This window comes from Micromonospora sp. MP36 (genome assembly GCF_008119785.1).
Classification (GTDB): Bacteria; Actinomycetota; Actinomycetes; order Mycobacteriales; family Micromonosporaceae; genus Micromonospora.
This window is the reverse complement of the sequence record NZ_VSFA01000021.1, coordinates 1-12636: the sequence shown is the minus strand read 5'-3', so window position 1 is coordinate 12636 and position 12636 is coordinate 1. Positions and strand designations below refer to the sequence as shown.

Sequence of the window (12636 nt, the reverse complement as noted above, 5' to 3'; positions counted from 1 at the left end):
GTCCTGGGCCGACAGCGACCTGCAACCTTCGGCGGTCCGGCCCGCCGACACCAGCGCAGCGTCCGATGTACGACAGCTCGCGAGCCCGATTCGGATCTTCGATGCCGCCGATGGACGGATCGACCGCCCGCATGTTGAACTTCGCGTGTATGCCCGTCGGAGCGGCCGGACCAGGCCCTAGGCTCGTGCGCATGACCGCCGAGCAGCTGATCTCCTTCGCCCGTGGCGCCCCCTCGCTGGACATCGTCGATGTCGAGGGGCTCAAGGCCGCCGCCGTCCGCGCGTTCGACGCCGATCCCGCCGGGATCACGGCGTACGGCACCTCCGTCGGCTACCCGCCCCTGCGGAAGTGGATCGCGGAGAAGCACGGCGTCGAGGCCGACCAGGTGCTGATCACCAACGGCTCCCTCCAGGCCGACGCCTTCCTCTTCGACCACCTGGTCCGTCGCGGCGACGCGGTGGTGGTCGAGCGCCCCACGTACGACCGGACGCTGCTCAACCTCCAGCAGATGGGCAGCGAGATCCACGGCGTGTCGATCCAGCCGGACGGTCTGGACACCGCCGAGCTGCGCAAGCTGCTCGAATCCGGGGTGCGACCCCGACTGGCCCACGTCATCCCGAACTACCAGAACCCGGCGGGCGTGACCCTGTCCCTGGAGAAGCGCCGGGAGTTGCTGGACCTGGCCGCCGAGTACGGTTTCACGATCTTCGAGGACGACCCGTACGCGGACATCCGGTTCCGGGGCGAGCCGCTGCCGTCGATGCTGTCGATGGACACCCGCGGCGTGGTGGTGCACGCCTCCAGCTTCACCAAGACGGTCTGTCCGGGGGTCCGGGTCGGCTACCTGGTCGGCCCGCCGGAGCTGATCGCCGCGATCGCGAAGAGGGCGACCAACCTCTACATCTCGCCCGGCATGGTCTCCGAGGCGATCGTGCACCAGTTCTGCGTCTCCGGGGAGATCGAGCGGTCGATCCAGACGGTGCGGACCGCCCTCGGGGAGCGGGCCCGGGTGCTCGCGGAGTCGCTGCGCCGGCACCTGCCGGAGGCCCGGTTCGTCGAGCCGGACGGCGGCTACTTCCTCTGGGTGGAGCTGCCGGAGGACGTCGAGGTCGACCGGCTGGCGCCGGCCGCCGCGGAGCGCGGCGTGGCGGTGGTCAAGGGTAGTGACTTCCTGCTCGACGGCGGCCGGCACGCGCTCCGGCTGGCGTTCTCCGCGGTGACTGCGGACCGGATCGACGAGGGCGTTCGGCGGCTGGCCGAGGCGGTCGCCGCCGTCCGGGGCTGATTTTCTGTCCGGTTTCCGACAGTAAGGCGCTGCTGGCCGGCTCAGCACTCCCGCTGGGCCGGCCGGCGGCCCACAATTCTGCGAGCGCCGTTCGCCTGTCCATGATGGGTCCGTTGCCCGGGGAGCCGCACTCGGCCCCCGTCCGGGCCGCCGGCGCGCGCAGCACAACTCCCGCCCCCAAAAGGTGCCGGGTGGGCCGTGTCGCCCCTCACCCCCCCTGACGCGGCCGGCCCGCCCGGCGCCACCCACCGGCCTCCCGCGGCAACCGGGCCCGTGACGCCGGTCGCAGCCGCGCCGCCGTCGCCGGCCGCCGGACTGCGATTCGCCCCGATCGGCGTAACCTGCAAGCCGCAGCACCGTCGGAAGGGGGCGAGATGACGGACCGGGTGGCACGCGAGCGCACCGCCGGGCAGAACGGCGGGCGGATGATCAGACCACGGGCCTGGGCGGCGCCGGTACGCGCCATGTCCCGCATCCTCAACGCCGACGGTTCCCCCCGGGCGCCGGAGCCGGCCGACACCGGCCGCAGCGGGATCGTGGACTGCGGCCTCTACGTCGACGGGAAGCGCCAGTCCGGCGAGTGGCGCTACGCCGACGCGCTGGACGCGGCCCGCAAGGAGCGCAACGCTTTCGTCTGGCTCGGCCTGCACGAGCCGGAACTGGACGAGATGACGGCGATCGCCGCCACCTTCGGCCTGCACGAGCTCGCCGTGGAGGACGCGGTCAAGGCCGAGCAGCGGCCCAAGCTGGAGCGCTTCGGCGAGGTGACCTTCCTGGTGCTGCGCACCGCCCGCTACTGCGAGCACGCGGAGCTGACGGAGAACTCCGAGGTGGTGGAGACCGGCCAGGTGATGCTCTTCATCGGGCCGAACTTCGTGATCAGCGTCCGGCACGGGGACGCCTGCCGGCTCGCCCCGGTCCGCGCCGACCTAGAGGAGAAGCGGGACCTGCTGCGGCACGGACCGTGGGCCGTCGCGTACGCGGTCACCGACCGGGTGGTGGATCTCTACCTGGAGGTCGCCGACCGGCTGGAGGACGACCTCGACGTGCTGGAGGCGGACGTCTTCGACCGGCAGGGCAGCGGGCGGATCCAGCGGATCTACCAGATGAAGCGGGAGCTGGTGGAGTTCAAGCGGGCGGTGGCGCCGTTGCAGCGCCCGCTGCTCACCCTCACCTCCCAGGTCAACCGGGAGGTGCCGGAGGAGATCCGGCGCTACTTCCGGGACGTGCAGGACCACCTCAGCCGCACCGTCGAGCAGGTCACCTCGTACGACGACCTGCTCAACTCGATCCTGCAGGCGCGGCTGGCCCAGGTCACCGTCGACCAGAACAACGACATGCGCAAGATCGCGGCCTGGGCCGCCATCGCCGCGGTGTGGACCGCGATCGCCGGCATCTACGGCATGAACTTCCACAACATGCCGGAGCTGGACTGGACGTACGGCTATCCGGGCGTGTGGGCGCTGATGCTGCTGTCGTCGTTCACCCTCTACCGCTGGTTCCGCCGCAACGGCTGGCTGTAGCCGTCCCGTACCCGGACACCCGGAAGCGCCGGCCGCGCGGCCGGCGCTCCCGTCACCGGATCAGCGGCGACCGCTGGACTTGGCGGTGGTGTTCTTCCCGCTGTTCACCGCCTTGCTGACGTCGACGGCCGGGCGGCCGGAGGTGTCCCGGGCGCCCTCGGCGACCGAGGGGACCTTGTCGGTCGGCTGGATGACCGGCTGGCTGCTGGACGTGGCGGTGGACGCGCTGCCGCTGCCGGCCACCGCAGAGCTGCCGGCACCGGTCGGGCCGGCCTGGGTCACCTTCGCGGTCGGATCGGGGGTCTCCACCACGATGGTGTCGACGTCCTCGCGCATCGGCTCCAGGTTGCCGGTGGGGTCGTACTCGGCCCACTCCTGCTGCTCGCGGCGGCGGCGCATGGCCATAGCGCCGGCCAGGCCGGCGACGGCGCCGGCGGCGAACAGGCCGGTCATCATGCCCCGCGACCTCTTCCGCTTCCTGGCGGCCTTGACGTTCTTCGCCTTGGCCTTGCGGGTCACCGCGGCCTTCCGGGCGGCGGCCTTCCGGCCGGTCACCGCCTTCTTGCCCGCGGCCTCGGCCTGTGCGTTGCGCATCGCCAGGACCAGCGGCGCGAGCGCGGCCGCCGTCGAGGCGAGCCCGTCCGACGCTCGGTCCCGGACCATGATCGCGGTGGGCGCGGCGGCAGCCCGGGCCGCCTGGACCCGCGGGCCGACACCCTTCGCCGCATGCGCCGCGGCCTGCCTCAGGTGACCGATGCCCTGGTTCAGCTCCGCCTTCGCGAGCTGCCCCTGGGTCCTACGCCGCCCGATTCCAAACACGGTCCCACCTCCTGGGAGTTGTTCCTCCGTCATCCTCCACCTTCGGATGCCTCCGCAGGGCCAGATCGGGCACATGGGAGGATCCGCATGGAACTGACCAACAAGTGAGGAGTACCCGTGGCCGAGGCTGTCTACGCCACCTTGCACACCAACGCTGGCCCGATCCGGCTGGAGCTCTTCCCGAACCACGCGCCGAAGACCGTCCGCAACTTCGTCGAGCTGGCCGAGGGCACGAAGGAATACATCGACCCGCGGACCGGCCAGCCGGGCAGCGGGCCGTACTACAACGGCACCATCTCGCACCGCGTGATCAGCGGGTTCATGATCCAGATGGGCGACCCGACCGGCACCGGTCGCGGCGGGCCGGGCTACAAGTTCGCCGACGAGTTCCACCCGGAGCTGCGCTTCGACCGGCCGTACCTGCTGGCGATGGCGAACGCCGGGCCGGGGACCAACGGCTCGCAGTTCTTCATCACGGTCTCCCCGACGCCGCACCTGAACAACCGGCACACCATCTTCGGCCAGGTCGCCGACGAGCAGTCGGCGAAGGTCGTGGACTCGATCGCGAACACGCCGACCGGCCCGAGCGACCGGCCGCTGCAGGACGTGGTCATCGAGCGCGTCGAGATCGAGCAGAAGCCGGCCTGAGCTCCGCCCGGGTACCTTTGCTCGCATGACTGAGCGCTCCGGGCAGGCAGGTGACGCGACCCAGGGGCCGGTGCCGACCACTCCGGTCTGCTACCGCCACCCCGATCGGGCGACGTACGTCCGATGCACCCGCTGTGATCGGCCGATCTGCCCGGAGTGCATGCGGGACGCCTCCGTGGGGCACCAGTGCCCGGAGTGCGTCAGCGAGGGACGCCGTAGCGTGCGGCCGGCGCGTACCGCCTTCGGTGGCGGTGCCGCCGGCCGCCAGGGCTACGTGACGAAGACCCTGATCGCGCTGAACGTGCTGGTCATGGTCCTGTCCATCGCCTCGGCCCGGGGCGGGGACGCGGCCTTCGGCGGCTCCGGCTTCGGCGGTCTGATGGGCGGCTCCACCCCGCTGACCGACTGGGGCGCCGTGCTCGGCCAGGCGATCCTCCCCGACGGCTCCGTCGGCGGGGTCGCCCAGGGGCAGTGGTACCGCCTGGTCACCGCGATGTTCCTGCACTACGGCCTGGTGCACCTGCTGCTCAACATGTGGGCGCTCTGGGTGCTCGGCCGGAGCCTGGAGGCGGTGCTCGGCCGGGTGCGCTTCCTCGCGCTCTATCTGATCGCCGGGCTCGGCGGCAACGTCGCGGTCTACCTGTTCAGCCCGGTCAACCAGCCGTCGGTCGGCGCGTCGACCGCCATCTTCGGCCTCTTCGCCGCGCTTTTCGTGATCATGCGACGGCTGGGCCGGGACACCTCGGCCATCGTGCCGATCCTGGTGATCAACCTGATCTTCACGTTCACCGTGCCGGGCATCTCGATCGCCGGCCACCTGGGCGGCCTGGTCACCGGGGCGGTGATGGCGCTGGTCCTGGCGTACGCGCCGCGGACGCGGCGGACCGCGTTCCAGGCGGCGGGCGGCGCGATCCTGCTGGTCGCGCTCCTCGGGCTGATCCTGGTCCGCACCGCGATGCTCACCGGCTGAGCGGGCGGGCACCCACCGGGTCGGTCCGGCCGCCCCGGCCGGGTCAGTGCGTCGCGGCGGCGCGGGCGGCCCGCAGCGCCTCGGCGACCTCCTCCGGCGGCGCGTCCAGGTCGTACCGGCCGAACAGGTGCAACGACTCGTCCGCGTCGATCTCCAGCGTCTCCGCGGTCAGCCCCCGCCGGGTACGCCGCTCCACCCGGATCGCCTCCACGGCCGGCCAGGGCAGCCGCCGCCGGCCGGCGAAGCCCCGGGTCACCGTGACGCCCTCCGCGTCCACGGCCAGCCGGACCGGCGCGACCACGTCGCGTACCCCCCAACCGGCCAGCACGGCGGCGGCCAGCCCGGCGAGCACGAGCTGGACCCGGTCGCCGTCGGCGAAGAGCAGGCCCAGGGCGACCAGGACGAGCGCCCCGACCAGCTTGGCCGCCGGCAGGACCGCCGGCACCCGCCACTGCCGGGCCGGGGGCGACTGTGGAATCACCGCCCCAGCATGCCAGCCGACCCGGCCCGGGCGCGACGGACGGGCAACCGGGGGGAGGACGCCCGGCCGGGCGAGGACGTAGGATCGAGGCAGCCCAAGTTACCGGGGAGTAAACATGAGTGATGCGGTCATCGTCGGTGCGGTACGGACCCCGGTCGGGCGGCGCAAGGGCAGCCTCGCCGGCGTGCACCCGGTCGATCTCTCGGCGCACGTGCTGCGCGCCCTCGCCGAGCGGACCGGCATCGACCCGGCCCAGGTCGACGACGTGGTCTGGGGCTGCGTGTCCCAGGTCGGCGAGCAGTCGTGGAACGTCGCCCGCAACGCCGTCCTCGCCGCCGGCTGGCCCGAGTCGGTCCCCGGGACCACCCTCGACCGGCAGTGCGGGTCGAGCCAGCAGGCGCTGCACTTCGCCGCCGCCACCGTCCTCTCCGGCCAGGCCGACCTGGTGGTCGCCGGTGGCGTCGAGTCGATGACCCGGGTGCCGATGGGCTCCAGCGTGGCCGGCGGGATGCCGTTCAGCGCGGCGATCCTGGAGCGCTACCGCGGCGTCGACGGTGTCGCCGCGGACAGCCCGCTGCCGTTCAACCAGGGCGTCGGGGCCGAGCTGATCGCCGAGCGGTGGCGCTTCTCGCGCAGCCAGCTCGACGAGTTCGCGCTGGCCAGCCACGAGAAGGCGGCCGCCGCGCAGGACGCCGGGGCGTTCGACCCCGAGCTGGCGCCGGTGGCCCTCGCCGACGGCGGCAAGTTCACCGCCGACGAGGGCATCCGCCGGGACACCTCGCTGGCCAAGCTCGGCGAGCTGGCGACCCCGTTCAAGGCCGACGGCGTGGTCACCGCCGGCTCCGCGTCGCAGATCTCCGACGGGGCCGCGGCGCTCGCGGTCACCACCAGCGAGTGGGCCAGCCGGCACGGGTTGCGCCCGCTGGCCCGCGTACACACCGCCGTGGTCGCCGCCGACGACCCGGTCACCATGCTCACCGCCCCCATCCCGGCCACCGCGAAGGCGCTGCGCCGCGCGGGGCTGGGCATCGAGGAGATCGGCGTGTACGAGGTGAACGAGGCGTTCGCCCCGGTGCCGCTGGCCTGGCTGGCGGAGACCGAGGCGGACCCGGAGCGGCTCAACCCGCGCGGCGGGGCGATCGCCCTCGGTCACCCGCTCGGCGCGTCCGGCGCCCGGATCATGATCACCATGCTCCAGCACATGCGGGACAACGGGATCCGTTACGGCCTGCAGACCATGTGCGAGGGCGGCGGGATGGCCAACGCGACCATCGTCGAGCTGCTCTGACAGTCCGTCCGGCGGCATCGACCGGCACCTCGCTGGCAGCGGCCGTCGGGCCCGGGCCGGATGTCGGACAGCGAGTGCGATTTGCAACTGTGGAAGTTCCAGAAATCGGGAGTGACCCATATCACCCCTGGTCACATGCTCGTTGCATCTTGCATGGACGTGTTCTCGCGAACGTTCCTTCCGGCCGCCGCCGAGACCGGCCTCGCGACCCAGACGGTCAGCCGGCACATGCCGATCTTCCGCCGGTGCGTGGGCTCCGGCGACGCCACCATCCTGGTGACCCGATGCAGCCGCCCCGACCACCCGGTCGGCGGCGAGTACCTGATGCTCCTCACCCACCGCCGCCTGGTGGTGACCCAGCAGACCCGGGTGCTGCACCGCCTGCGCCTGCACCTCAACACCGAACTGCGCGAGCTGAGCAACGTGACCTGGAGCCCCGACCCCCGGTCGCACAGCGTCGAACTGGCCGCCACCGCGATCGACGGGGTGCGCGAGCGGTTCCTCATCCGTACCCATCACCCGAAGCAGGTGTGGCAGGTCGACGCCCTGCTCAACCACGCCTTCCGGACCCGGCTCCGGACGTCGGCGGAGCGACTGGTGGCCACCATCGGCGAGCCGCCGGTCGGCACCCGGCCAACCGTGTTCCGCCCGGCGCCGGTGCGCTGACCGGGTCCTTACCGAACCCGAACAATCCCTGACGTCCCGGTCGGGCACCGGTCGGTAATCATTGGCCGGTGACCGCCGACACCGCGCAGCGCGGGCTCGTCCTCGTGGTCGAGGACGAGCCGGCCATCGCCGCCCTGGTCCGGCTCTATCTGGCCCGGGACGGGTTCGGCGTACACCTGGAGCGGGACGGCGCGGCCGGGCTGGCCGCCGCGCGGCGGCTGCGCCCGGTGGCCTGCGTGCTCGACATCGCGCTGCCCGGCATGGCGGGGACCGAGATCTGCCGGCGGCTACGCGAGGCCGGCGACTGGACGCCGGTCATCTTCCTCACCGCTCGCGACGACGAGGTCGACCGGATCGTCGGCCTGGAACTGGGCGCGGACGACTACGTGACGAAGCCGTTCAGCCCGCGCGAACTGGTCGCCCGGGTTCGGGCGGTGCTGCGCCGGGCCGCCGGGCCGCCCGCCGGGGCCGAGCAGCCCCGGGTGGTCGGTGCGGTCACCCTGGACCCGGCCCGCCGGACCGTCACCGCGGCCGGCGTCCCGATCCAGCTCACCTCCACCGAGTTCGACCTGCTCGCGCACCTGATGGCCCGGCCCGGTCGGGTCTTCACCCGGGAGGAACTGCTGGCCGGCGTCTGGGGGTACGCCGCGCACGCCGGCACCCGGACGGTGGACGTGCACGTGGCGCAGGTGCGCGCCAAGCTCGGCTCCGCCAGCGTGATCCGCACCCACCGCGGCGTCGGGTACGCGGCCGATGCCTGAGCACGCCCACCAGCCCACCGTCGCGCTGCCGGTGCTCGGACCCCGCCCGGCCCCGCCCCGGCGCCGCCTCGCGCACACCCTGACCGCCCGCGCGGTGCTGGTCACCTGCGCGGTGGCGTTGGTGTCGGTGCTGGTCACCGCGCTGGTCGCGGTCCCGCTGGCGGTACGCGGTGTGGAGCGGCGCGACCAGGACGCGCTGGGCGCCCAGGCCCGGCTCGCGGCCGGTGTGCTCCGGGTCAGCGCGGCTCGGCAGCGGGACGCCGCCGGGGAGCGGCTGATCCGCCAGCTCCGCCAGGAGGACATCGACGTGTACCTCATCCGGGCCGGCCAGGCGGACCGACCCGGCCTGCCCCGGCAGGTGGTGACCCGGGTGTCGTCCGGGCGGGACGTCTCCGGCCGGCGGCTGGTCAACGGGAAACGGGCGCTGGTCGAGGGACGGGCGCTGCCCGGCGGCGACGGGCTGGTGCTGACCCGGGCCACCACCCGCGGACCCTGGCGGCAGGTGCTGCGCGGCCTCTGGCTGCCGCTGCTCGCCGGGCTCGCCGCCGGGGTGGTCGCCGGGCTGCTGCTCGCCCGCCGGCTGGCCCGGCCGATCCGTTCCGCCGCCCGGGCCGCGACGCGGCTGCGCGGCGGGGACCGGGCGGTCCGCGTACCGGTGGAGCCGCCGGACGAGGTGGCCGACCTGGCGTACGCGCTGAACGGGCTGGCCGCCGCGCTGGCCACCAGCGAGGGGCGGCAGCGGGAGTTCCTGCTCTCCGTCTCGCACGAGTTGCGCACCCCGCTCACCGCGATCCGCGGCTACGCCGAGGCGTTGGCCGACGGGGTGATCGACGCGGACGCGGTGCCGGCGACCGGGCGCACCATGCTCGGCGAGGCCGAGCACCTGGACCGGCTGGTCGCCGACCTGCTGGCGCTGGCCCGCCTGGAGGCCGCCGACTTCCCGCTGGAACCGGGCCCGGTCGATCTGGCCCGGCTGGCCGCCGACGCGGAACGGACCTGGTCCGACCGGTGCGCGGCGGTCGGGGTGCCGTTCCGGGTGGAGACGCCGGGCGGGCCGGTGCCCGCGTACACCGATCCGGGGCGGATCCGGCAGGTCGTGGACGGGCTGCTGGAGAACGCGCTGCGGGTCGTACCGCCGGGGGCGCCGATCGTGCTCGCGGTCCGGCCGGCCGGCGCGGACCCGGCCGCCGGCGGCGTCGTCGAGGTCCGTGACGGCGGACCCGGCTTCACCGACGACGACCTGGCCGTGGCGTTCGAGCGCGGCGCGCTGCACCAGCGGTACCGGGGGGTGCGCAAGGTGGGCAGCGGCCTGGGTCTGGCGCTCGCCGCCGGGCTGGTCCGCCGCCTGGGCGGCGACATCGCCGCCGGGCACGCGCCGGAGGGCGGCGCGGCCTTCACCGTCCGGCTGCCCGGCGATCCTTACCTGACCCGAACATCCGCTTGACGGTCCGCTCGTCCGCCCGGGCGAAACTGACCGCAACCACGGACGAGAGAGGACAACCGATGGCACGTCAGGGAATCGTCACCGGCGTCACCGCGCTGCTCGCGGCGGCCGCGCTCGGCCTCACCGGCTGCGGCCCGGCCCAGGTCGCGGAGGGCGCGGCGAAGGAGACCGCGGTCGAGGTGGCCGCCGTCATGGGGGCGGACGGCCAGGCGCTGGCCGCGCTCGGCTTCGACGCCGCCGACCTGGACGTCGACCCGGTCGCCGCCCCGGCGCCCTCGGCCTCCGCCTCGGCCGGCGAGCAGGCCGGTTCCCAGGACAAGCGGCGCGAGCGGGGGGAGGAGTGGCGGAAGCGGCACCGGGCCCGGGTGCTGCTGCGGAAGAACACGCTGCACGGCGAGGTCGTGGTGCAGACCAAGGACGGGGGTACGCGGACCGTCGCCGTCCAGCGCGGCCAGGTGACCGCCATCGACGGCCAGCAGATGACCGTCCGGTCCACCGACGGCTTCACGATGACCTGGACCTTCGGCGACAAGCTGCGGGTCGTCGAGCGGCGCACCACCGTGCAGCCGAGCGACATCAAGGTCGGCACGACGATCGGCGTGGCCGGCGCCAAGGACGGCGACAACGGGGTGGCCCGGCTGATCGTGGTCCCGGTCACGCAGTGAGCCGGGCTGTCCGGGCCGGCGCGTCGACCGCGCCAGCCCGGACGTCGTTTCTCAGTAGACCCGGGAGCCGATGAAGTCGGCGTGGCCGTAGCCGACCGGGTTGGCGTACGACCGGGACTCGAAGGACCACTGCTGGCGGGTGCTGGTGGAGCAGGTGGCCAGCCGCAGCCGGGGGGTCCCCAGCAACGGGTTGTCGAAGCCGACGCAGAGGTCGGTCGCGCCGGCCGGCTTGAGCTGGTTGCCGGCGAGGACGAACTTCTGGTTGGGCCCGCCGTGGCAGTCGTAGATGTTGACCGTGGTGCCGGCCGTCAGCGAGCCGCCCGTCACGTCCAGGCAGCGGTCGTGGGAGAGCTCGGAGTGCAGCGACTGCCGCACCGGGTCGTACCAGAAGCCCTGGTTGCGCCCGCCGTGGCAGGCGTACGACTGCTGGACGGTGCCGTTGCGAGAGTCGTACCCCTTGCCGTCCACGCAGGTGCCGGTGGCGACGTTGCGCAGTTGCCTGAACGCCAGCAGCCCGTCGACCAGCACGCCCTGCCCGGTGCTGGCCGGGTCCACGCAGGTGGCCTGCTGCTGTCCGGAGTTCCAGAACTGGGTGATGCACCGGGCGAACATGCCGTGCCCCCGGTAGTTGGGGTGGAACGACTGCCGGGCCGCGTTCTCGTCCCAGATCCCGACCTCGATGTAGAGGCCGCGGACCGAGGTGTTGTCGGTGCACACCTCGTGACCGTGGAAGAGTCGGCTGGCGTCCAGGTAGCGGGTGCCGGTGTTGGCGGCGGCCGCGCGCAGCGCCGACTCGAACAGCGGTACGGCCTTGTTCCGAGCGAACGCCATGTCGGCGAGGTAGAGCAGGCAGCCGCCGGAGTACCAGCCGGGGAAGTCGGGGTTGTCCTCGACGTCCGGGCTGCCCGGGCTCGGGTACGACATCAGCACCAGCTCGTAGTCGGAGCGCAGGTAGCCGGCGGAGGTCATGGTCTGGCGGATGGAGGTGAGGGCATCCTCGACCGCGCGCCGGCTGCCGTCGGTGCGGACGGTCCACTGGTCGGTGTACGTCGGCCAGCACGGCCCCTGGAAGAAGACCCGGCGGATCGCGCAGTCGGTGGCGACCGGCCCGAACTGGATGGTGCCGTCGCCGTTCGCGCCGACGACCACCCAGATCAGCTTGACGTGCGTGTTGCGCGCCTTGATCGCCAGGTAGTCGCCCTGGTTCAGCTCGTTGTGCTGGGTCGGGCCCGCCGGCCATCAGGTGCCACGGGGTGGCGCCCGAGCAGGCCAGGTTGTAGCGCTCGTCGGCCGGGATGCCGGTGCGGAAGACGGCCTGGTCGTACGAGCGGTCGCACCAGTTGCCGTTCTGGTGGGTGCCGGGGACGTAGTTGCCCACCCCTTCGCCGGAGATCTCGCTGTCGCCCATGGTGACCAGGGCGGTCCGCCGCTGCTCCAGCGGCCGGAGGTCGGGGGATCCGTAGAGGGCGGTGGCTTCGGCGGCCCGGACGGTCTCCAGGGCGGCGGGGAGCGGCTGGACGGCGGGGCGGTCGACGGCGGCCGCAGGGGCCGCCGGTCCGACCAGCAGCGGTAGGGCGAGAGCGGCGGCGGACACGACGGCCAGGATCCGCCGCCGGGTCGTCCGTCCGCGCCTGGCGGGGGTACCAAGCATCGACGCACTCCTTTCGGCTCAATCGTTCGACGTCGATTGAGTTACCAGACGGTAACCGAATGGAGGCGAGATTGTGAATGCGTCTCGGAAACGTTGTGGACCCGTGCGGAAGCGGACCATTCCGACAGATCGGATCGGCCGTATGGTCGGCAACGCACTGGCCGGGGGTTCAGGGTCGTCGAATTCCCTGCCATGCTCTGGTGACCTCGGCGACCAGCCAGGTTACGCTAGGCCCGACTTGCCATCGCCACCGTGGAGAACCCGTGAAGCTGTCGATCCTCATGCCGGTCTACAACGAGGAAGAACGCATCGCGGATGCCCTCAAGCAGGCGTTGGCGGTGGACTACCCGTGCGAGATCGAACTCGTGGTCGTCGACGACGGCAGCCGCGACGGCACCGCCGAGGTGCTCGGCCGGGTGGACGACGCCCGGCTA

At 73.0% G+C, this 12636-nt stretch carries 13 protein-coding genes; 10 read left to right on the top strand and 3 right to left on the bottom strand.

What is annotated here, in order from left to right; all coding sequences use genetic code 11:
- The first annotated feature begins 191 nt into the window (after positions 1–191).
- Both FXF52_RS17165 and corA read left to right on the top strand, forming a co-directional pair.
- Entirely contained in the window at positions 192–1286 is a 1095-nt protein-coding gene (locus tag FXF52_RS17165; RefSeq protein ID WP_148797914.1) for a PLP-dependent aminotransferase family protein, read from the top strand.
- Positions 1287–1660: 374 nt separating this feature from the next.
- Positions 1661–2809: a magnesium/cobalt transporter CorA gene (corA, locus tag FXF52_RS17160; RefSeq protein WP_148797913.1), complete on the top strand. Its 1149-nt coding sequence runs from the start codon at positions 1661–1663 to the stop codon at positions 2807–2809.
- Positions 2810–2869: 60 nt separating this feature from the next.
- Here corA and FXF52_RS17155 read toward each other — a convergent pair whose 3' ends face one another.
- Positions 2870–3661: a hypothetical protein gene (locus FXF52_RS17155; RefSeq protein ID WP_148797912.1), complete on the bottom strand. Its 792-nt coding sequence runs from the start codon at positions 3659–3661 to the stop codon at positions 2870–2872.
- Positions 3662–3745: 84 nt separating this feature from the next.
- Between FXF52_RS17155 and FXF52_RS17150 the strand changes: the two genes are divergently transcribed.
- Positions 3746–4276 carry a peptidylprolyl isomerase gene (locus FXF52_RS17150; protein ID WP_148797911.1) on the top strand — a complete coding sequence of 177 codons (531 nt, stop codon included), beginning with the start codon at positions 3746–3748 and terminating at the stop codon, positions 4274–4276.
- 25 nt (positions 4277–4301) lie between these two features.
- Entirely contained in the window at positions 4302–5246 is a 945-nt protein-coding gene (locus tag FXF52_RS17145) for a rhomboid family intramembrane serine protease (protein WP_148797910.1), read from the top strand.
- 43 nt (positions 5247–5289) lie between these two features.
- Here FXF52_RS17145 and FXF52_RS17140 read toward each other — a convergent pair whose 3' ends face one another.
- Positions 5290–5727 (bottom strand): PH domain-containing protein, encoded by a 438-nt coding sequence (locus FXF52_RS17140; protein WP_187413545.1) that lies wholly within the window; start codon positions 5725–5727, stop codon positions 5290–5292.
- 115 nt (positions 5728–5842) lie between these two features.
- On the opposite strand from FXF52_RS17140, the gene FXF52_RS17135 reads away from it, so the two are divergent.
- The 5 genes from FXF52_RS17135 to FXF52_RS17115 all read left to right on the top strand — a co-directional run bounded on the left by FXF52_RS17135 (position 5843) and on the right by FXF52_RS17115 (position 10551).
- The gene (locus FXF52_RS17135) at positions 5843–7015 is read left to right on the top strand and encodes an acetyl-CoA C-acyltransferase (protein ID WP_148797909.1); all 1173 of its coding nucleotides are present in this window, start codon (positions 5843–5845) and stop codon (positions 7013–7015) included.
- A gap of 153 nt (positions 7016–7168) precedes the next feature.
- Positions 7169–7681 (top strand): hypothetical protein, encoded by a 513-nt coding sequence (locus FXF52_RS17130; protein ID WP_148797908.1) that lies wholly within the window; start codon positions 7169–7171, stop codon positions 7679–7681.
- Positions 7682–7749: 68 nt separating this feature from the next.
- Positions 7750–8442 (top strand): response regulator transcription factor, encoded by a 693-nt coding sequence (locus tag FXF52_RS17125; protein WP_148797907.1) that lies wholly within the window; start codon positions 7750–7752, stop codon positions 8440–8442.
- Positions 8435–9886: a HAMP domain-containing sensor histidine kinase gene (locus FXF52_RS17120; protein ID WP_148797906.1), complete on the top strand. Its 1452-nt coding sequence runs from the start codon at positions 8435–8437 to the stop codon at positions 9884–9886. The genes FXF52_RS17125 and FXF52_RS17120 overlap by 8 nt, the downstream gene beginning before the upstream one ends.
- 59 nt (positions 9887–9945) lie before the next feature.
- Positions 9946–10551 (top strand): hypothetical protein, encoded by a 606-nt coding sequence (locus tag FXF52_RS17115; RefSeq protein ID WP_148797905.1) that lies wholly within the window; start codon positions 9946–9948, stop codon positions 10549–10551.
- Positions 10552–10602: 51 nt separating this feature from the next.
- Here FXF52_RS17115 and FXF52_RS17110 read toward each other — a convergent pair whose 3' ends face one another.
- Positions 10603–11700 carry a ricin-type beta-trefoil lectin domain protein gene (locus FXF52_RS17110; protein WP_255472047.1) on the bottom strand — a complete coding sequence of 366 codons (1098 nt, stop codon included), beginning with the start codon at positions 11698–11700 and terminating at the stop codon, positions 10603–10605.
- Positions 11701–12465: 765 nt separating this feature from the next.
- Between FXF52_RS17110 and FXF52_RS17105 the strand changes: the two genes are divergently transcribed.
- The coding region (locus FXF52_RS17105) for a glycosyltransferase (protein ID WP_148797904.1) at positions 12466–12636 on the top strand (171 nt) is incomplete at its 3' end.